This is a genomic window from Terriglobales bacterium, assembly GCA_035691485.1.
In the GTDB taxonomy this organism is placed as follows: domain Bacteria; phylum Acidobacteriota; class Terriglobia; order Terriglobales; family Acidobacteriaceae; genus JAIQGF01.
Map to the genome: position 1 here is coordinate 66,205 of DASSIZ010000013.1, position 18,257 is coordinate 84,461.

At 61.9% G+C, this 18,257-nt stretch carries 20 protein-coding genes; 6 read left to right on the forward strand and 14 right to left on the reverse strand.

Annotated features, from left to right (window positions below; translation table 11 throughout):
* Positions 1-97: 97 nt before the first annotated feature.
* Entirely contained in the window at positions 98-448 is a 351-nt protein-coding gene (locus VFI82_01790; protein ID HET7183385.1) for a hypothetical protein, read from the reverse strand.
* 1 nt (position 449) lies between these two features.
* Positions 450-1,037 carry a sigma-70 family RNA polymerase sigma factor gene (locus VFI82_01795; protein HET7183386.1) on the reverse strand — a complete coding sequence of 196 codons (588 nt, stop codon included), beginning with the start codon at positions 1,035-1,037 and terminating at the stop codon, positions 450-452.
* A 368-nt stretch (positions 1,038-1,405) separates the two neighbouring features.
* Here VFI82_01795 and VFI82_01800 point away from each other — a divergent pair, with 368 nt between their 5' ends.
* Positions 1,406-2,077 (forward strand): YceH family protein, encoded by a 672-nt coding sequence (locus tag VFI82_01800; protein HET7183387.1) that lies wholly within the window; start codon positions 1,406-1,408, stop codon positions 2,075-2,077.
* Between the two features lie 62 nt (positions 2,078-2,139).
* Positions 2,140-2,709, forward strand: coding sequence for a hypothetical protein (locus VFI82_01805; GenBank protein ID HET7183388.1), 570 nt, complete (start codon positions 2,140-2,142; stop codon positions 2,707-2,709).
* A 19-nt stretch (positions 2,710-2,728) separates the two neighbouring features.
* Here VFI82_01805 and VFI82_01810 read toward each other — a convergent pair whose 3' ends face one another.
* From VFI82_01810 to VFI82_01820, 3 genes are all read right to left on the reverse strand, one after another.
* Positions 2,729-3,085 carry a PilZ domain-containing protein gene (locus VFI82_01810; protein HET7183389.1) on the reverse strand — a complete coding sequence of 119 codons (357 nt, stop codon included), beginning with the start codon at positions 3,083-3,085 and terminating at the stop codon, positions 2,729-2,731.
* A gap of 236 nt (positions 3,086-3,321) precedes the next feature.
* Positions 3,322-4,140, reverse strand: a complete 819-nt coding sequence (locus VFI82_01815; GenBank protein HET7183390.1) for a DUF6159 family protein — start codon at positions 4,138-4,140, stop codon at positions 3,322-3,324.
* Positions 4,141-4,299: 159 nt separating this feature from the next.
* Positions 4,300-4,689 carry an STAS domain-containing protein gene (locus VFI82_01820; GenBank protein ID HET7183391.1) on the reverse strand — a complete coding sequence of 130 codons (390 nt, stop codon included), beginning with the start codon at positions 4,687-4,689 and terminating at the stop codon, positions 4,300-4,302.
* Between the two features lie 181 nt (positions 4,690-4,870).
* Here VFI82_01820 and VFI82_01825 point away from each other — a divergent pair, with 181 nt between their 5' ends.
* The gene (locus VFI82_01825; GenBank protein HET7183392.1) at positions 4,871-5,179 is read left to right on the forward strand and encodes a PilZ domain-containing protein; all 309 of its coding nucleotides are present in this window, start codon (positions 4,871-4,873) and stop codon (positions 5,177-5,179) included.
* A gap of 17 nt (positions 5,180-5,196) precedes the next feature.
* Here the strand turns inward: VFI82_01825 and VFI82_01830 are convergent, their stop codons facing one another.
* A complete protein-coding gene (locus VFI82_01830; GenBank protein ID HET7183393.1) occupies positions 5,197-5,577 on the reverse strand; it encodes a rhodanese-like domain-containing protein in 381 nt (126 codons plus the stop codon).
* Positions 5,578-5,644: 67 nt separating this feature from the next.
* Here VFI82_01830 and bstA point away from each other — a divergent pair, with 67 nt between their 5' ends.
* On the forward strand, positions 5,645-6,184 hold the full coding sequence (gene bstA / locus VFI82_01835) for a bacillithiol transferase BstA (GenBank protein ID HET7183394.1): 540 nt from the start codon (positions 5,645-5,647) through the stop codon (positions 6,182-6,184).
* Positions 6,185-6,241: 57 nt separating this feature from the next.
* On the opposite strand, the gene selD is transcribed toward bstA, so the two are convergent.
* The 3 genes from selD to der form a co-directional block, all read right to left on the reverse strand.
* Complete coding sequence (selD, locus tag VFI82_01840; GenBank protein HET7183395.1) at positions 6,242-7,324, reverse strand: selenide, water dikinase SelD; 1,083 nt, start codon at positions 7,322-7,324, stop codon at positions 6,242-6,244.
* Positions 7,325-7,544: 220 nt separating this feature from the next.
* Positions 7,545-9,623 carry a M13 family metallopeptidase gene (locus VFI82_01845; protein HET7183396.1) on the reverse strand — a complete coding sequence of 693 codons (2,079 nt, stop codon included), beginning with the start codon at positions 9,621-9,623 and terminating at the stop codon, positions 7,545-7,547.
* Positions 9,624-9,775: 152 nt separating this feature from the next.
* The gene (der, locus tag VFI82_01850) at positions 9,776-11,371 is read right to left on the reverse strand and encodes a ribosome biogenesis GTPase Der (protein HET7183397.1); all 1,596 of its coding nucleotides are present in this window, start codon (positions 11,369-11,371) and stop codon (positions 9,776-9,778) included.
* Between the two features lie 196 nt (positions 11,372-11,567).
* Here der and VFI82_01855 point away from each other — a divergent pair, with 196 nt between their 5' ends.
* On the forward strand, positions 11,568-13,613 hold the full coding sequence (locus tag VFI82_01855) for an ATP-dependent DNA helicase (GenBank protein HET7183398.1): 2,046 nt from the start codon (positions 11,568-11,570) through the stop codon (positions 13,611-13,613).
* A gap of 30 nt (positions 13,614-13,643) precedes the next feature.
* On the opposite strand, the gene VFI82_01860 is transcribed toward VFI82_01855, so the two are convergent.
* The 3 genes from VFI82_01860 to VFI82_01870 all read right to left on the reverse strand — a co-directional run bounded on the left by VFI82_01860 (position 13,644) and on the right by VFI82_01870 (position 15,425).
* Positions 13,644-14,396: a 16S rRNA (guanine(527)-N(7))-methyltransferase RsmG gene (locus tag VFI82_01860; GenBank protein ID HET7183399.1), complete on the reverse strand. Its 753-nt coding sequence runs from the start codon at positions 14,394-14,396 to the stop codon at positions 13,644-13,646.
* A 172-nt stretch (positions 14,397-14,568) separates the two neighbouring features.
* Entirely contained in the window at positions 14,569-14,979 is a 411-nt protein-coding gene (locus tag VFI82_01865) for a hypothetical protein (protein ID HET7183400.1), read from the reverse strand.
* Positions 14,980-15,131: 152 nt separating this feature from the next.
* A complete protein-coding gene (locus tag VFI82_01870) occupies positions 15,132-15,425 on the reverse strand; it encodes an HU family DNA-binding protein (protein HET7183401.1) in 294 nt (97 codons plus the stop codon).
* A 316-nt stretch (positions 15,426-15,741) separates the two neighbouring features.
* Here VFI82_01870 and VFI82_01875 point away from each other — a divergent pair, with 316 nt between their 5' ends.
* A complete protein-coding gene (locus tag VFI82_01875) occupies positions 15,742-16,389 on the forward strand; it encodes a hypothetical protein (protein ID HET7183402.1) in 648 nt (215 codons plus the stop codon).
* Between the two features lie 21 nt (positions 16,390-16,410).
* Here the strand turns inward: VFI82_01875 and VFI82_01880 are convergent, their stop codons facing one another.
* Positions 16,411-16,797 carry a hypothetical protein gene (locus VFI82_01880; GenBank protein HET7183403.1) on the reverse strand — a complete coding sequence of 129 codons (387 nt, stop codon included), beginning with the start codon at positions 16,795-16,797 and terminating at the stop codon, positions 16,411-16,413.
* 50 nt (positions 16,798-16,847) lie between these two features.
* Positions 16,848-18,245 carry a tRNA uridine-5-carboxymethylaminomethyl(34) synthesis GTPase MnmE gene (mnmE, locus tag VFI82_01885; GenBank protein ID HET7183404.1) on the reverse strand — a complete coding sequence of 466 codons (1,398 nt, stop codon included), beginning with the start codon at positions 18,243-18,245 and terminating at the stop codon, positions 16,848-16,850.
* Between the last annotated feature and the right edge of the window lie 12 nt (positions 18,246-18,257).

Genomic DNA, 18,257 nt, shown 5'->3' on the forward strand with positions numbered 1-18,257 from the left:
TCCCGGGGGCGCGGCGAGATGTCCGCGCCCCACCTACGGAAGCGGCCCACATTCCATCGAAAACAATGTGGGCCCTTCCTTTGATCACAAACTTGATTCACCCTGCCGTTGGTTTTGCTCCTGTCTCCGGCTCGCGGAATGGACTGCACCTTGCCCGCATGCCTTGTCGAAACTTCTCGCGCTCCTCCGGCGTCATTTTTTCCCAGCGCTCCATCATGCGGCGACGCCAGTACCAATGGCGGCCAGGACCGCCGCCGCGGAAACCCCCGAACAGGATCTTGCTCAGAACAAGAATTCCCAGCGCCTGCCAGTAGCTGATCGCATGCCAGCCGAACAGCCCCGGCATCAGCCAGTTCCATAGGCCCTTGACGACGAAACCTGCCACCGCCAGGAATACCGCGGCAAACACCGCGAATTTCACCATCCGTACTGCCCAATGCCTTCTCATCTCATCTCCTCATGAACTCGTCATAGATGGCCTGCAGGCGCCGGCGCAGGTACAGCACCGCGTAATGCTTGCGCGAGAGCAGCGTGTTGACGCTGACCCCGTTTTGCGCGGACAGCTCCTTGAAGCTGTATCCCATCAGCTCGTGGCCGACGAACACCTCCCGCTGTTCCTCCGGCAACTCGTCAAGAGCATCGTCCAGTTCCTCCAGCAGCACGCTGCGCGCATAGGCCGCCTCAGGCCCGGCATCCGGCGAAGGCAGCAATTCTGCCGTCAACAGCACTGCCTCATCTTCGGTGGCCGTCGCCGCGCCGGTGCGTGCCGCCTCTCGACCTTTTCTGCGGAACAGGTCGATGATCCGGTGGCGGGCCACGCGAAACAGCCACGCCGTCACTTGCCCGATCGGCTTCGTCATCCGGTAGGCTTCGATCAGCTCGTAGAAAACCTCCTGCAGGATGTCTTCCGCCTCGCCGGGGTCGGTTACGCGTCTGCGGATAAAGTTCCGCAAACGGGCCCGGTCTCGATCGATTGCCTCCGAGATCTTTTGGTCCTGCTCTGCCATCGGCCACTGTTTTCTCAGCGCCTGGTCCATCTACTGCTGTAGACGCCTGGGCGAGAAAAATATTTTAGTGAACGGCATTTTTCCGCGTCCCGCTCGTGGTGCTCTTTTTCCGGGGCGCGGCTCTGCCCGATGGGTGGCGCAGGCGTTTAGGCCTGCGAAAACACCTCATCAAGTATTCTTCATTCCGAGCGGGCGTACGGAGGCCAGCGAGGGAGCCCGCGAGGAAATTGGGGTTTTGACTTTTTTTGCGCACGACCGAATCCTGGCTCCGTATTTTTGTGGAGGTGGCCGCGAGTTGACACGCGACGCTTTGAAAGGGCACGGCTTTAGCCGTCTTCGGTCACGCTGAACTACTAGCACCGTCACCCCGCCCCTGGTGGTAAATTCCATCTGCGCTTATGGACCTACTGCTGAACCACGTCGAAGTCAGGGTGCTGGGAGCATTGGCGGAGAAGGAAATCACCACCCCGGATTACTATCCCTTATCGCTGAATGCCCTTGTCAACGCCTGCAACCAGAAATCCAGCCGCGATCCGGTGATGGAACTGGGGGAAGACGAAGTCCGCGACGCCTTGTCTTCCCTCGGCGGCAAACGGCTCGCCGGCCCGGTCAGCTCCGCCGATTCCCGCGTCACCAAGTACGAGCACCGGCTGCAGGAAGTGTTCAACTTCGATCGCCGCGAGTCTGCCATTCTCTGCGTGTTGCTGCTGCGCGGGCCGCAAACACCCGGCGAACTGCGCGGCCGCACCGAACGCATGTACCGGTTCGAGGAGCTGTCGGACGTGCAATCCACCCTGCAGCGCCTGATGCAGCGTGAACCGCCGCTGGTCACCATGCTTCGCCGCCAGCCCGGCACCAAGGAAGCTCGCTACGCGCACCTGTTCTCCGGCGAAGTGGAAGGCGCCGCGGAAAGCCAGGCAGCGGTCCAACCCGATTCGTCCCAACCAGCTCGACCGCCACGTTCACTCGATGTCGACCGGATCGCGCGCCTGGAAATGGAACTTGCCGAATTAAGGGAAAAGGTCGCCGCGCTGGAACAGCATGTCGCCGACCTGGAAACCAGCCGCTGATTGCGCTGATCAAACGCGGCCGCACTCAGCAACGGATTGCCGCTGCGTACATCTGATCAGGGATGACGACGAACCTGTCATTTGCCTCCGCCGAGCAGGCCATTCTGGAAGCCCTCGACGCGGCCATTCGCGCGCCGCGCGTGTCGGCAAAACTGGCGGCCGTTGCCGACGAGGTCAGCCAGGAACTGGCGCGTCATCCCGAGGCGCGATTGGCGTGGCGCACGGTTCCGCTCGACATATTCGAGCGCCTGCCCGGAGAGATCGCGTCCAGTTGGATTTTCGTGCTGCGCGCCGGCTGTACCTCCGGCGCCGAGCGCCATCCCGACAGCATCCAGCGCTTCATGTCGTACCGCGGCTCGGCAGATATGCAGACCTGGGACGGCGCGAAGTGGGTCTCGCACATCCTGACGAGTGTTCCGGACGGCGGTAATCAGCAAGCCTTGCAGGACAGGTGGCTCTCGATCCCGGCCAACACCTGGCATCGGCCGGTGATGGGGCCAGGCGATTGGGCCGTGGTGTCGTTTCACACCGCGCCGGATGACCAATTGATTGAGGAGCGCCCCGTGGACGACGAAAACCCCGACCTCGGCGAGACGTCGGCAGAGCCTTATGCCGGAAGGAAAGCGCGGTAACTGACCCGCGACCGCTGCCTCAGCGCGTGCGCCCGGGCAGGCTGTGCCGCAGCGGAAGGCTTTCGGAAAAACCCATCTGCCAGAAATCGTCCATGCCCACGAACTCCAGCGCGAGTTCGACCGCCTCGTCGGAGCTGACTTTGCGAAAGACGACGCGCGCCTGGGTGTAGCGGCCCCGTTCCAGCCACCAGACCATGACCTCGTCGGAGAGCTTGATGCGGGCCTCGCAGCTCACCAGGCATCCGTGGCGGCTCAGCATGCGCGTTTCAGCCGGCACTTCGCGCCAGGTGCCTTGTGGTTCGCGCCAGTGAATCATGACCGGCAGGCGCATCGGAATCCGGCGTCCCCGGCGTTTACGCGCTTTGCCCGTCTCCATCGGCTTTGCCCCGTGCGATTAGACGGTATCCGGCCTGAAGGCCATGTACCAAATTACGCCGGTGACCGTACCTTCGTGTGGCGATGAAACCGCGGAATGGGAAAGTGACTTGCCTGGCGTAGGTCGCTGCCGCAAATTGGCGTGCCACTGGGAGTTTCTCGAGCAGCCGGCAAGCGAGCGGCAAATAAAAACGAGTCCCGAGCGGTTCGGGACTCGCGGTTTGTGGAAACTTTGGGTTATCCCCTGGAGATGAACGCGCCCTGCACCAGGTCGGGCGAAAAGCCGGCCGGCACCGCGCCCTGCGAGGCGTAGCGGTAGAGCGCCACGGTGAAGACGGTCTTCACTGCCGCCGAGATCACCGCCAGCATCAGGAAATAGAGCACGCCCAGCGCGATGCCGAGCGCCGGATGCACGAACATCGCCGCCAAGGCGAGCACGATTCCAGGAACCATCAATGCCAGCCAGATCAGGCCGAAGCTGAAGCCGCTGATTACTTCCTCGCCCCAGGTCTGCTTCAGCACCGAGGCCGAGCGCTTGATCGAATCCACGATGCCCATGTCCTCAAAGACCAGCACGGGGACAATGAAGTAGGTCATCAGCGTCCATGCGGTACCCAGCAGCCAGGTGATGATGCGCGCGAACTTGCCCAACCGGTCTTCCATGATGCGCAGGATCATGCCCACGGTGGCGGCCACGATCGCCCAGGTGAGGATCTGTCCGATGCGCCCCCAGGCGCCCTGCAGGCCGTCACGCACCGTGGCGTGTCCGCCGGAAAGGCAGATGCTGGCGCAATAGACCAGCGCGCTGTTGAAGAACACGATCACGAAATAGTTGGCGAAGTAGAACAGAAACATGATCCCGTACTCGCCGTTGGTGAGCGGCTGCCCGCGGTGGCCGAACATGCCCGTCGCGATTACCGGAATCAGGAAGCTCGCGCTGACAATCACCACTGCAATGGCGCTCATCACAGGAAACAGCAGCATTCGCTTATCGGCGGCGAGCACATGAAAACTCTGCTTGGTCAGTTCCCAGGTGCGGCCGAATCTTCCGGACATAGCACCTCCTCTCCCAATGTGGCGAAGCATAGCATTCGTCGGACCGGTTACCAGTCGTAAGTTAGGGGAGAGGGATTACGGAAGGCAATACGACTCCCGGCGCGCCGCGTTCGCGGTTCATCCCAGGAAAGTGACGTCGCGCAGTTGTTCGCTACGGCATCAAGCAGCCGTCATCCTTGCACTCTCAAGGAACGACTTCAGGCCGGTTACTTCGTCCTCTTCGCAGTGCAGTACTGCGCTCAAGTGCGTCATGCGCAGCAGTTCGGCCACCCGTGCGGTTGCGTTGCAGACGCGGAATTCGCCCTCGTGGTTGTGCAGCGTGGTCATGCAGGCCACCAGCTCGCCCAGCCCAAAACTGTCCACGTAGGTGACGTGACGCAGGTTGAACAGGACCTTCCGGCTGCCCTTCTCGACGATGTCTCGCACCACTGGGTGCAGACCCCGGCCGCCGTCAGGACCGAAGGCTTGAGCGTCGCCGCGGCTGATGCGGCCGTCGAGATCGAGGACGGTAACCTCTCCCACCTTTCGGACGGTGTAGTTCACGCTCATGGCAGTGACTCCTTTGCCGCGGGCAGGACGTCCGCAGGCTGGCCACCCCGGATAGGCGCAAATTGTACGACGAAATGGGGTCCCCTTCCATGGCTAACGTTACCTGGCGGCTGGGCCTTTCGTGACGCGACGGCAGGAGGAACCGGGCCTAAAATCAAGCAATCATTGGGAGGAGAATGTCGTGCAAAGCCGCCGGTTTCCCCGCTATCCCATCGACCGGCCCATAAACGCCACCGTTTACTGGGATGACCATCCCATACGGAAAATCCATGGCCGCGGATTCATGATCGGCCAAGGTGGTGTGGGCGCCAGGCTCACCGACGCGCTCTACATCGGCGAAATCGTCAAGCTGGAGATCCCTCCCATGCTCGCCATCTATGCCGCAGTGCGCAACAACCGCGGCACCGAGCATGGGTTCGAGTTCCTCTACTCGCGCGATGGGCAAAGACGCGCCGTGCAGCAGTTGTGCGCCATCGAAGAACAGAAGTAACCCGCTGCTGCCCGCCATTACCGCGTCGCCACGTTGCTCAGCGGGTATTTCTTTTCGCGCCAGTCGCGAATGCCGCCGTCCATTGAGATTACGTTGGTGTAGCCCATCTTCTGCAAATTATCGGCGGCCAGGGCGGAGCGAAAGCCGCCGCCGCAGTAGAGCACGATTTCCGTGCTCGGGTCCGGCACCTTGGCCTCGATGTCCCGCTCGATGATCCCCTTGCCCAGGTGAATCGCGCCGGGGAGATGGTCCTTGGCGTATTCGCTCTCTTCGCGCACGTCCACGATGGTTAGGCGTTCGCCGCGGTCGAGCCGGCTCTTGATTGCGTCGACGGTGGTTTCACGCACGCGCTTTTTGGCGTCGTTGACGATCTGCAGGAATCGCGGTGAATGTTGCATCCCGGAATTGTAAATTTGAAACGCGAAAATTTGAAATTTGTAAATCGCTCTTGGCTACAATGTGCGCATGGGCACCGCATCTGCCATTCCCGACCTCAGTTATCCCATCGGCAAGTTCAACTACGAAGGCCCCTATAGCGAAGATCAGCGACAGCATTTCATCAACGAAATCGCGGCCTGCCCGGAGCGCCTGCGCGGGGCCGTACACAACCTGCGGGAATCGCAACTCGACACGCCGTACCGCCCGGGTGGATGGACCGTGCGGCAGGTGGTCCACCACTTGCCCGACAGCCACATGAACGCTTTCATCCGCTTCAAGCTGGCGCTGACCGAGCCCAACCCCACCATCAAACCCTACGACGAAAAAGAGTGGGCCAAGCTGGCGGATGTGCAGGTGCCGATTGAGACATCGCTGGTGTTGCTGGAGGCGGTGCACCATCGCTGGCTCGCGGTACTGCGCTCGATGACGCCCATCCAGTTCGAATTCAAGTTGAAGCACCCGGAGCTTGGCCAGCTCGACCTTGACCGCCTGCTCGGAATGTACGCGTGGCACGGCAAACATCACGTGGCGCACATCATGAGCTTGCGAAAGAGAATGGGCTGGTAGCAGAGAAGGCCGGTGGCGAGGGGCTAATAGCAAAGGTAGTGGCCAGGCGGCAGTGGCTTACGCAATCACTGCTATCAGGGGTGTGGTGCGCGGGAGGACCTCGCCGATCAAAGCGGCGGGGATTTTTTTTGCGCGCAGGGCGGCGAGGAGAGCGTCCGCGACAGAGGCGGTAGCGGAGATGAGCAGGCCGCCGGCGGTCTGCGGGTCAAAGAGCAGAGTACGGACGTCGGCGGGAATGTCGACGTCGAATTCGGCGCAGCATTCCGCGAAGTCGCGATTGTTTTTGAGTCCGCCCGGAATGAAGCCGGCGCGGGCGCAATCGAGTGCGCCCGGGAGAAGCGGGACGGCCGAGGCGCTGACGCGGAGCGAGACGTCGCTGGCGAGCGCCATCTCGCGGGCGTGGCCGATGAGTCCGAAGCCGGTGATGTCGGTAAGGGCGTGGACGGCGTCGTTGCGATGGTCGATGGCAGCTTTGTCGACTTTGAAATTCGTGATCACCTCCGCGGCGGCCTTGTTCAGCGTGGTCATGGACATGATGGCGGCGGAGATCCAGGAGCCCTCGGCCTTCTGCTTCTTGATGGCGGTGGAGATGACGCCGGTCCCGAGCGGTTTGGTGAAGATGAGCTTATCGCCGGCACGGGCGCCGGAGTTGGCGAGGACACGGTCGGGGTGGATGGTGCCGGTGACAGCGTAGCCAAACTTGAGTTCGTCGTCACGAATGGAGTGGCCGCCGACGATGGTGCAGTCGGCTTCCATCATCTTGTTGAGGCCGCCGGCGAGGATGCGCTCGAGGACGTCGAGATCGCCCTTGTCGGGAAAGCAGACGAGAGTGAGCGCGCTGAGCGGGCGCCCGCCCATGGCGTAGACGTCGCTGAGGGCGTTGGTGGCGGCGATCTGGCCGAAGGTGTAAGGATCGTCAACGATGGGGGTGAAGAAATCCACGGTCTGAACGAGGGCGAGGTCAGGGGAAATTTTGTACACGCCGGCGTCGTCGGCTTTGTCGAAGCCGACCAGGACGTTCGCGTCTTGTTGCCGGGCTAATTTCCCAAGCACCGCGTCCAGCGCCGCCGGACTCAGCTTGGAAGCTCAACCCGCGGCTTTGACCGCTTCCGTCAGACGAATTGGCTTGGCATCAGCCATGCAGAGATTTAACCACAGAGGCACTGAGGCCGCTGAGGGAAGATTTGCCGTGGGCGGTGCGCCCGCGTCGGCGGAGATTTCAGGTCCGATTCCTCTCCTTGAGACCAGACAGACTGTCCTGCTCGTCTCCGGCGACGTCCTCCTGTGGATCGGTTTTCCGGCCGCACTGATCCTGGGCTCGCGTTAGCACAACCCTTTTCCTCTGTGGCTAACCACGGGGTTACCAGACGCGGCAGGCGTTTTGGCGGACCATGGGCTGGCCGGGTTTGCAGCCGAAGGCCTGCCGGAATTCCGGCATATTGGAAACCACGTTGTTGACGCGGAAGACGGGCAGCGAGTGCGGGTTGGTGACGATGAGGGTGCGTGCGATTTCAGGCCGAATGTTGTAGCAGGACTCAAACGCATGGGCGAGGAAGAAACGCTGGCGCGGGGTGACCCCGTCGGATTCTTTGTCGTCGATCGACTTGCCCTTCTCTTTATATAGCTTTTCCAGCGCCATAAAGGCGAGGCGAGTGCCGCCGTTGTCGGCGGTGTCTTCGCCCTGCGTCAGCTTGCCGTTCTGCTTGACGCCGGTGCCGGGAACTTCGGCCGTGTATTGCTCGGCGATGCAGGCGCCGCGCTGCTCGTAAGCCTGCGCGTCCTGCGGCGTCCACCAGTCGCTGAGATTGCCCTTGGCGTCGAACTTGCGCCCCTGGTCATCGAAGCCGTGCGTGATCTCGTGGCCGACCACGGTGGCGATGGCGCCGTAGTTGACGGCATCGTCGAGCGCGGGATCGAAAAATGGAGGCTGCAGAATGCCGGCGGGAAAGTTGATGGTGTTGAGCTGGGGATCGTAGTAGGCGTTGATGGTGGGCGGAGTCATGGTCCACTCGGCGCGGTCGACGGGCTTGCCAATCTTGTCGAGCTGGCGGTGAAACTCGAAGGCGGTGGCCTGCGCCACGTTGTCGGACCAGCTGCCGGGCGTGATCTTCACCGCCGAGTAATCGCGCCAGCGGTTGGGATATCCAATTTTGTCCTCGATGGCGTGAAGCTTGGTTTCCGCCTGCTGCTTGGTGGCAGCAGTCATCCAGTCAATCTGCTGGATGTCGCGGCCCAGCGCCGCCTCGACGTTTTTCACCATGGCGCTGGTGCGCTGCTTGCTCTCGGGCGGGAATGCCTTGTCTACGTAAGCTTGACCGAGGGCCTCGCCAAGATCGCGATCGGCGGCGCGCACACAACGGCGCCAGCGCGGCTGCAGCTGCTGCGCGCCGGTCAGAGTGCGGCCGTAGAAATCGAAATTCTCTTCCACGAAGGGCTGGCTGAGGTAGGGAGCGTGCTGGGAGATCGTCCACCAGCGCAGGTAGGCTTTCCAGGCCGGCAGCGGCTCGGACTTGAGGAGCTGCTGCAGGGCGGTGAAGAACCCCGGCTCACTGACGACGTAGTGTTGGGGGGCAGGAGCCCCGACAAGTTTGAAGTACTCGGCGAAATTGAACGAGGGCGTCATCGCCTTCACCTGGGCGAGGGTCATGACGTGGTAAATGTTTTTTGGATCGCGACGTCGGACCGGATCCATGGCGGCGCGGGCCATCGCGGTTTCCATTTTCATGATGGCGGCCGTGTCGGAAGCAGCCTGTGCCGCTGGTTCGCCGGCGAGGGTCAACATCTTCTGAATGTGTTGCTGGTATTTGCCGCGGGCTTCCTTCAAGCGAGGATTGTCTTCGAGGTAGTAATCGCGGCCGGGCATGCCCATGCCGCCCTGATCAACCAAGGCGACGACCAGGGTGGCGTCGGCAAGGTCCTGAGTCTGTCCGAAACCGAAGACGGGAGCGTTGGTCTGGGTGCTGCCCGCGTCCCAGGCAGCGGGGGCGGAGAGATGAAGGCGCGCCAGCACGGGAGCAAGCTGCGAGATAGAACGCAGGTTGTCAATGGCGTCGAGGAGGGGCTGGATGGGCTTGAGCGCGGCGGCGTTGGCGCCGGATTCGTCCATGCAGGCGGTCCAGTAGTCGCCAATCTTTTGCTGGATGGCAGAACGGTTCGGCGAAGGCTGTGAGGCTTGCACCAGCGTGTCGCGGAGCACGGTCTCATTCCAGATCTGAAGGTTCGAACTGGAGCCCCAGGCGGCCTGGTCGGCGGGAATGGGATTCGCCGCTTGCCACTTCGAGCAGACGTACTTGTAGAAGTCGGTGCAGGCGTCCAGCGAGGGGTCCACTTCGTCGACGCTGAAGTGGTTGAGCTTCGGGGGTGGCGGCCCGGCGGACGGCGTCTGCGCAAAAAGGCTGAAGGAGAGCAGGACGAAGACAACGGCGGTGAGAAAGCGCATCGGAGGCTCCATTCGTCGAAACGGGATTATACGTGGGCTGTGGCTAACTACGGGCGCGTAACGCATACCTGAATGAATGGACGCACTGGCACGGCGAACGTCAGGCCAAGTGAAGGTCATTTCTCTGTGTCCTCTGTGGCTAACTACTGTGGCTAACTACGGGCGCGGGTTTTGATGATGATGGGTGTGCCGAAAAAACCGAAGGCGCGGCGGATCTGGTTTTCCAGGAAGCGCTCGTAGGAAAAATGCAATTTGACGGCGCGGTCGGTGAAGAGGACGAAGGTGGGCGGCGAGGTGCCGGCCTGGGTCATATAGAGAATTTTGACGCGGCGCGAGTAGGGAACCGAGGCGCGGTCGAAGTCGATGCTCTGCACGAAGCGGTTCATGGCGGCAGTGGGAATACGCTTGCGGCGTTCGGCGGCGACCTGCGCGACGAGATCAAAAATCTTCTCCACATTCGTGCCGGCCTTGGCGGAAACGAAAACGACGGGGGAGTAGTCGAGAAATTTCAGCTGGTGGCGAAGTTCCTCCTCGTAAATCTTGCGGTCGGCGGGCTTGTGCCCGTTATCGCTGCCGGCGCGAGCGGCGATGCGGGCGTTCATGCTGCCGCGACGGAACTGCACGCCACCGCGATGGCGCGTGGTGGCGCGGCGCGCGCGCTCATCTTCTTTCTTGGCGACCAGGTCCCACTTGTTGACGACGACGATGACGGAGCGCCCGCTCTCATGAGCGTAACCGGCGATAGTAGCGTCGAGCGCGGTGACGCCTTCGGCCGCGTCGATGATGAGCAGGGCGATGTCGGCGGCTTCGAGGTGCTTGCGCGCCATGACCACGGAAAGCTTTTCCGCGACCAGGTTGGTCTTGCCTTTGCGGCGGATGCCGGCCGTATCGATGAAGCGGTAGGCGTGGCCGTCGCGTTCCACCAGTTCGTCGACCGCATCGCGCGTAGTGCCGGGCATGGGAGAGACGATGGCACGATCGGTGGCGGTGAGCGTGTTCAGCAGCGTGGACTTGCCGACGTTGGGACGTCCGATGATGGCGACGCGGGTCTCGCGTTCAGAAAGATTTATCCCGGAGGGCGCGGAGGAAAGGATTTCTTCCTCTGGCTGCGGTGCAACTTCGGATATGGAATCTTGTGGAGTGCTTTTCTTGAACTGCTGCTCTGTGCTCTCAGTGGCTGGTTTCGCGGATCGCGAGTCACGGGTCGAAGACCCCTGCCACACGGTTTCGGGCAATTTCTGAATGATGGCGTCGAGCAGGTCGGCGACGTTGAGGCCGTGCTCGGCGGAGATGGCGAAAAGGTTTCGAATGCCGAGGCGGCGGAAATTCTCCGCGGCTGCCTCGAGCTTGGGAGTGTCGATTTTGTTGACCGCGAGAAACAGCGGTTTGCCGCCGCGAATGAGCATGCGCGCCAGGTCGATGTCAGGGGAGACAAGCTCGGTGCGGCCGTCGACGACGAGAACGATGGCGTCGGCTTCATCAAGCGCGACCCGGGCCTGGCGAAAAATTTCCGCCGGGATGAGTTCCTTGTCGTCGGGAATGATGCCGCCGGTGTCGATGACGCGCAGGCGGCGTCCGTTCCATTCCGTCTCGCCGTAGAGGCGGTCGCGGGTGATGCCGGGCTCGTCGGTGACGATGGCGCGGCGGCGCCCGATGAGCTTGTTGAAGAGCGTGGATTTGCCCACGTTAGGGCGGCCGACGATGGCGAGGGTCGGGAGGTGGGCGGCGGATTGGGAGGCATGAGGCACAGAAATTTGCAATTGGAAATTTGAAAATTGGTAATTGGTGCGTTTGCGTCGGGCAGATTTCAAATTCTCAAATTTCCAATTTCAAATCTTCCAGCAGCTATTATAAGGAAGCGCCTCCGGCTCGTTCGAGGTCCTTCGCTCGGTCGCCAATTCATTCAGTCCGGTGGCCTCGCTCAGGATGACAGCTTTCACGCCCGTGTCCACACCTGCCAAACCCGCGACCAGTCCCGCCACCGGGTCTCTGTACAGCTTCTTCGCGCCCGGGGGATTGCTGGCGAAGACGCATCCGGCGTACGAGTTCCGGCGCGGGCAGCTGCAGATGGCGGAAGAGGTGGCGAAGGCGCTCGAAGAGCGGCGGCACCTGATCGTCGAGGCCGGCACCGGCACCGGAAAAACCCTGGCGTACCTGCTGCCCGTGATCCGAAGCGGCAAGCGCGTAATCGTGTCCACGGGAACGAAGACGCTGCAGGAGCAGCTCTTCTATAAGGATGTTCCGTTCCTGTCGCAGCATATCGGCGAGCTGCGCGTCTGCTACATGAAGGGCAGGAACAATTATCTCTGCCGGAAAAAGCTCTATGACCTTTCCGACCAGCCGGTGCTGAGCGGGCTGGAGGAGATCCAGCAGTATCGCGCGATTGCGGAGTGGGAGAAGACGACGCAAACCGGCGACCGCTCCGAACTGGTGACGATTGCCGAATCGAGCGCGTTGTGGCCGAAGCTGGACGCGCGGGCGGAGTCGTGCCTGGGACAAAAGTGCCAGCAGTTCGACCGCTGCTTTATCACCGAGATGCACCGCAAGGCGGCGGAGAGCGACATCATCATCGTAAATCACCACCTGTTCTTTGCCGACCTGGCCATCAAGATGGCGACCGAAGGCGAGACCGATGCGGGCATCCTGCCGGATTGCGCCGCCGTGATCTTCGATGAGGCGCACGAGCTGGAGGACGTGGCGGCGAGTTATTTCGGAGTGAGCGTGAGCACGCCGCGCTTTGAAGAGCTGGCCCGCGACGTGGAGGGAACACTGCAGAAGGCGCAACTGGCGTCGCCGGCATTGCTGCAGGCGACAGCCGGAGTTCGCGAGCACGCGCAAAGATTCTTCTCTCTGCTGCCGGCGGGAGAAGGGCGGTTTGCCTTCACCGGGCGTCGCGAGTTCCTGGAAGAAAACGGCGACGAGTACGGGGCGGCGATGCGGGCGCTGGGCCGGTTGCAGGCGGAGCTGCAGGCGGTGAAGAACAAGCCGGACGAGCTGCACATGCTGGCCAGGCGAGCCCAGGAGCTGCAGGTGCAGCTTGGGTTCGTGATGGAAAACGAGGACCCGAACACGGTGTTCTGGATTGAGCGGCGGGGAACGCGCGTAGCCTCGGCGGCGAAGCCATCCTCGCGTAAGTCGGCGCTCGACGCTCGACGATCGACCTACGAGGGCCGCCAGCACGTGTTTCTGCAGGCGACTCCGATTGATGTGTCGCAGATCCTGCGACAGTACCTGTTCGACAAGCTGGAAACATCGGTGCTGACCTCGGCGACGCTGGCGGTGAGTAACGGCTTCCAATACGCCCGCCAGCGCCTCGGGCTGGAGAACGCGCGCGAGCTGGTGGTGCCGTCGCACTTCCACTACGAATCGCAGGCGCTGTTGTACATTCCGCCGGACCTGCCGGATCCGCGCATGCCGGAGTTCACCGCGAAGGCAGCGGAACGAATGCGCCGGCTGCTGGAGATCACGCAGGGTAGGGCGTTCTGCTTGTTCACCAGCTACGCGCAGATGCACGAAATCCACGACCGCCTGCTGGCTGAGCTGGCGTACCCGGTCATGATCCAGGGGCAGGCGCCGAAAAATGCATTGCTGGAGGAGTTCCGGGCCACGCCGAACGCGGTGCTGTTCGCGACGGCTTCGTTCTGGCAGGGAGTGGACGTGCAGGGCGAGCAGTTGAGCTGCGTCATTATTGATCGACTGCCGTTTGCGGTGCCCAACGATCCGGTGGTGGCGGCGAGGATTCGCGCCATTGACGCCTCAGGTGGGAATGCGTTTTTCGATTACCAGGTGCCGGCGGCGGTGATCACCCTGAAACAAGGCTTCGGGCGCCTGATTCGCTCGCTCCACGACCGCGGCCTGCTGGCGCTGATGGACAACCGGATCTTGAAGAAGCAGTACGGCAAAGTGTTTCTGGACAGCCTGCCCAAGTATCGCCGCACGACGCAGTTGGGGGACGTGGAGAAATTCTTTGGAGTAGAGTCGCAGGCTTGACGGACCGGGCCAGCCGCGTCGCGGATTTCCTTACGTCAAATTCCCGATCAGCAGCACGCGTTGCGAGGATTGGGGGATGGCGATCGCGCCTGACCATTGGACGGCGGGCGCGAGTTGATGGGCGGCTGCTACCTGCGCTTCACCGATCAACAGGCCAAGGCGGCGCGAGGTCGCGTAAAAGTGGTGAAGCAGCTTCACGGCGACGGGGAGAATGTCTTCGAAATGCTCGACCGCTCGTAGCGTGACCGTCAGCTCGGCCGCGGGCAGGGCACCCGCGGCAGCAGCGCTTTCGGTGGTTTCATACGCAGCCCCGGCGCCGGCGCCAGGGCCTACCTTACTTATGTTTTGCGCGAGGGCTTCGGCGCGGCCGGTAAGAACATCCAACTGCGCGAGTCCGAGGCAACGGACAACCTCGCGAAGAAAGGTCGACTTGCGCTGATTGGATTCGAGCAAGGTGGTGTGCAGGCCGGGCGCCCAAACCCCGATGGGCAGGCCAGGGAAGCCGGCGCCGGAGCCGATGTCGACCAGGCTGCAGGAGGCAGGCTTCAGGCTGGCTCCCGGCGGCAGGCTGCCGGACGGGTAGAGATGCACAGCGGCGAACAGGGATTCCCCGAAGTGGCGAGCGACGATCTGCTCCGCATCGCGAATCGCGGTGAGATTCATGCGAGCGTTCCAGCGGAGAAGAAGGTCGAGATATCGCGACAGTTGTTCGAGTTGAGTTGGGCTGAGCGAGGCAGCGCCGAGAAAGGGGGAAAGCAGGGCGGCGATGCGCTCAGGATGCACGAATTCAGTTTCGATTTCGGTCTTGGAAAAAGCAAGGGCGGCAGATTCATTCCTAGACCGCAGGGGTCCTTCGACTCGGGCGTGCGCCCTCGCTCAGGATGACGTGCGTATAACTCCGCTCTAAAAGTCGTGAAACCTGAAGACCGCTCAGGATAAGCCGGTAAAGCACAAATCACTGGCCGGAATCACCCATGTTGCCGTGGCAAAGAGCGCAATTGCGCCGGCCTTTCAGGAGGTTGAGACGCGCCTCGGCCGCAGCGGCCGTAGGGCTGGCGCTCACCGACAAGCGCTGCTCGTAACGCGCGGCGTGGATTTGCCACTTCTGCACTTCCACCTGCAGGGCCTGGCGCGTGGCCGAATTCTGGATCGCGGGCAGGAGACTTTGCACGCGCTCGATGCTGGCGCGCAGTTCGGCGAGGTCGTAACGATCGGCCTGCGACTGGGCGTCGGTGGAGAAATGAAAAGTGCCCGGCCGGCCGCCGGCGAGTTCCTGCGGCATCGGCGGCCATTGTGAGTTCACGCGCGCGGGGAACAGGAAAATAAGGAGCAGAATGATCAGGACCATGGCAGCCTTGGACTTCATGGGCGTCACCTCGGCTAAAGGAAATTGTAGGCCGGGAGCGGACACGGGATTCGAAGGAATGAACTGCGGCGGGAATGGAATTTCAGAACGGGAAAGCAGAAAAATAAAGGCCGGCGCGAGGCCGGCCCAGTTACCGAAACACAAAGAGCAAACTATTTCTTGGGAGCGATTGCATCCTTGACGGCTTTGGCGAGATAGAACTTCGCGGTGGTCTTGGCTGCGATCTTGATGGGCTCGCCGGTTTGGGGATTACGGCCCATGCGTGCCTTGCGCTGCACCTTCTTCAAGCGTCCGAGGCCGGGAAGAACAAACAGGCCGTTTTTCTTGGTCTCCTTGACGGCCGTCTCAGCCAGCGTCTCCAGGAAAGTGGCCGCGGTCTTGTTGTTGGTGCCGACCTTTTCGGCCACGTGGCGGACGAGCTGAGTCTTGGTCATGCCTGCTGCCATACATCCTCCTTGAATTGTGAGTCCAGAATGCTTAACTCGATAGCGGCCATGGTACAACAGGGCGCGAGCGGTTGAGAAGCGCGGAAGCCTGATTTTATGCGGGTTTTTCGCATCTTCCTGTGGAAAACCCGCAAAAAATGCCCCTTTTGAGGGGATGGGGAGCGAAAATCAGGCTGGAAGCGCAGATTGGCGCCGAAGAAATCCGCCACCGAGGAATTCGCTCGAGCCCTTGGGTCGAACCGGCGGGTTGGCTTTGTTTGCTAATGGGATAATGAGGGGTTCGCGCGCGGGGGCCGAGAGCAATGGAGAAGACGAATTGAGCTGTGCGATCTGTCATGAGCGAAAAGAGAAGCGCTTTTGTCCGGCGGTGCACGACCGCATTTGCCCCATCTGCTGCGGCACCGAGCGCGAGGTAACGCTGGATTGTCCCAGCGAGTGTCCGTATCTGCAGCAGGCGCGGAAGAACGAAAACATGAGTCACCTGGCCGAGTTGGATCGCGAGGCGCTGATGCCCGAGGTCGACGTGCCGGATTCGTTCCTCTACGAGCGCGAACCGCTGCTGGCCGGCATGAGTTTTGCTATCGCGCAGTCCGGGCGCCGCGACCGCCAGGTGTACGACCGGGACGTGATCGCGGCGCTGACCGCGATGGCCAAGACGTATGAGACGCAGGTGAAGTCGGGATTGATCTACGAGCAACCGACGTCGAACCCGGTGCAGCATGCGATTGCGGCGGAGATCTCGAAGACGCTGCAGGAGATGCGGAAAGTGGAAGAGCAGAGCCGGGGCTACTCGACGCTGAAGGATGGCGACGTGCTGAAGGCGCTGGTGTTCACGCTGCGGCTGGCGCTGGGAAAAACCTCGGGAAGGCCGAAGTCGCGCGCGTTCCTGGACTTCCTGTTGGCGAATTTTCCCGAGAAGCTGGCGGTAGGAGCGCCGGAGGGAAGCAGGATCATTGTGCCGTAGCTCAATTTTGAATACGCGATTTCAGATCAAGACCTGTTCACCGGAGTAAACCGGCCGCGCATCGAGCGGCAACAGAGAACGTTCGGGCCGGTGCGGATCGTAGTGAATGAGGTAGCGGTTTCGCTCCACGAAGTGTTGTGCATAGGCCTCGGTGAACAACGTGTTGTACACAAGCTCACCGGCATAGAACTTTCCGTCCACCCGATATTCGTACTCCACGCGCAGACCGCAGATGGCGAAAGGCTCGTCCCGCTCTATCACCTGGACCAACGCGTCCGTCGTGGGCCAGTAGCGAGCTGACACATGCAGGAATCTGTAGCGCGCCCAGCGCCAGCTGGCTTTGCATGCCATGAACGTGCAGACCGCCAGAGGCACGAACAGGTCGAGAGATTCGAAAAACCAGTCCATGTGAGCCGGACAGAGTAACGGATTCTGCGCCGAAAATCTGTGATCTTCGTCTACTTTCCGATGCAAAAGGTGGAGAAGATCAGGTTGAGGATGTCGTCGGTGGTGGTGGCGCCGGTGATTTCGTCGAGCGGGCGGAGCGCGTTGTAGAGGTCGAGCAAAAGCATTTCGTGCGGAGTATTGTTTTCGACGGCACGGGCGGCGCCGGCAAGCGCGGCCAGAGAATCTTCCACCAGTTTCTGCTGGCGAAGGTTGGTGAGGAAGGCGGTTTCCTGCTGGGGAGAGCCGCCGGCGATGCGGCCGAGGATCGCGGCGCGAAGTTCGGCGATGCCGGCGCCGGTGAGGGCGGACGTTTGAATCTGGTGATCGAGTGATCGCGTGCTCGGGTCATGGTTCCCCTCAGTCGCTCGGGATGACATTCCTGAAAATTGGGTTCGTAGATCGGATTTGTTGGCAACGACAAGCGCGTTTCGTCCGCTGACTTGCTCGATCAGCTCGCGGTCTTCCGGCGTGAGTGGCTGGGAGGCGTCGGTGACGACGAGGACGAAATCGGCGTCGGCAAGAACCTCCAGAGATTTGCGGATGCCGATGGATTCGGCTTCCGCTTCATTCGGCGCCTGGCGGATGCCGGCGGTGTCCACCAGGTGCACCGGGATGCCGCCGAGGGCGACAGTTTCGGTGACCAGATCGCGTGTGGTTCCGGGCGCGGCGGTCACGATGGCGCGCTCGCGCTCGACCAGGCGGTTGAACAGCGAAGACTTGTCGACGTTGGGGCGGCCGACGATGGCGAGCGTCAGGCCTTCGTGCACCAATTTGCCGTAAGCGAAGGAGCGAGAGAGTTCGCGCAGTGGGGCGGCGATGGCGTCCATGCGCGCCATGATCTGCGGGGCGGGAAGAACGGAGACATCGTCTTCGGCAAAGTCCACGCCGGCTTCGAGCGTGGCGATCAATTCAACCAACCCTTGCTTGATCGGCGACAGCCGGTGGGAGAGCGCGCCTCCCAGTTGCTGGGCGGCGACGCGCGCCTGGTAGAGCGTTTGCGAGTCGATGAGGTCGCGCACCGCCTCGGCCTGGGTGAGGTCGAGGCGGCCATGGAGGAAGGCGCGCATGGTGAATTCTCCGGGCTCGGCGAGGCGCGCGCCGCGGGCAAGGGCGAGCTCCACAATATGTCGTAACACGACCGGTGAGCCGTGGGCGGAGATTTCGACGATGTCGTCGGTGGTGTAGGAGTGCGGCTTCTGGAAGAACGTGACCACCACTTCGTCGATTCGTTCCTGGGTGTCGGGATCGATGAATTCGCCGAAGAGGGCGCTCTGGGGTTGCAGCTCGCTGCCGAAGCGGAGCATGTGCGCGGCGATGGAGCGCGCGTCGGGGCCGGCCAGGCGAACCATACCGATGCCGCCGCGACCGGGAGGGGTGGAGATGGCGACGATGGTGTCGTCTAATTGCAAGTTTCTAGTTTC

Bases quoted from the DNA above. Each gene is read 5' to 3' on its own strand.
- VFI82_01865 (HET7183400.1), bottom strand. From the start codon at position 14,979: ATGAAGTCCAAGGCTGCCATGGTCCTGATCATTCTGCTCCTTATTTTC.
- VFI82_01815 (HET7183390.1), bottom strand. From the start codon at position 4,140: ATGTCCGGAAGATTCGGCCGCACCTGGGAACTGACCAAGCAGAGTTTT.
- VFI82_01800 (HET7183387.1), top strand. From the start codon at position 1,406: ATGGACCTACTGCTGAACCACGTCGAAGTCAGGGTGCTGGGAGCATTG.
- VFI82_01845 (HET7183396.1), bottom strand. From the start codon at position 9,623: ATGCGCTTTCTCACCGCCGTTGTCTTCGTCCTGCTCTCCTTCAGCCTT.
- VFI82_01795 (HET7183386.1), bottom strand. From the start codon at position 1,037: ATGGACCAGGCGCTGAGAAAACAGTGGCCGATGGCAGAGCAGGACCAA.
- VFI82_01790 (HET7183385.1), bottom strand. From the start codon at position 448: ATGAGAAGGCATTGGGCAGTACGGATGGTGAAATTCGCGGTGTTTGCC.
- VFI82_01880 (HET7183403.1), bottom strand. From the start codon at position 16,797: ATGGACTGGTTTTTCGAATCTCTCGACCTGTTCGTGCCTCTGGCGGTC.
- VFI82_01805 (HET7183388.1), top strand. From the start codon at position 2,140: ATGACGACGAACCTGTCATTTGCCTCCGCCGAGCAGGCCATTCTGGAA.
- VFI82_01810 (HET7183389.1), bottom strand. From the start codon at position 3,085: ATGGAGACGGGCAAAGCGCGTAAACGCCGGGGACGCCGGATTCCGATG.
- VFI82_01870 (HET7183401.1), bottom strand. From the start codon at position 15,425: ATGGCAGCAGGCATGACCAAGACTCAGCTCGTCCGCCACGTGGCCGAA.
- VFI82_01830 (HET7183393.1), bottom strand. From the start codon at position 5,577: ATGCAACATTCACCGCGATTCCTGCAGATCGTCAACGACGCCAAAAAG.
- VFI82_01820 (HET7183391.1), bottom strand. From the start codon at position 4,689: ATGAGCGTGAACTACACCGTCCGAAAGGTGGGAGAGGTTACCGTCCTC.
- bstA (HET7183394.1), top strand. From the start codon at position 5,645: ATGGGCACCGCATCTGCCATTCCCGACCTCAGTTATCCCATCGGCAAG.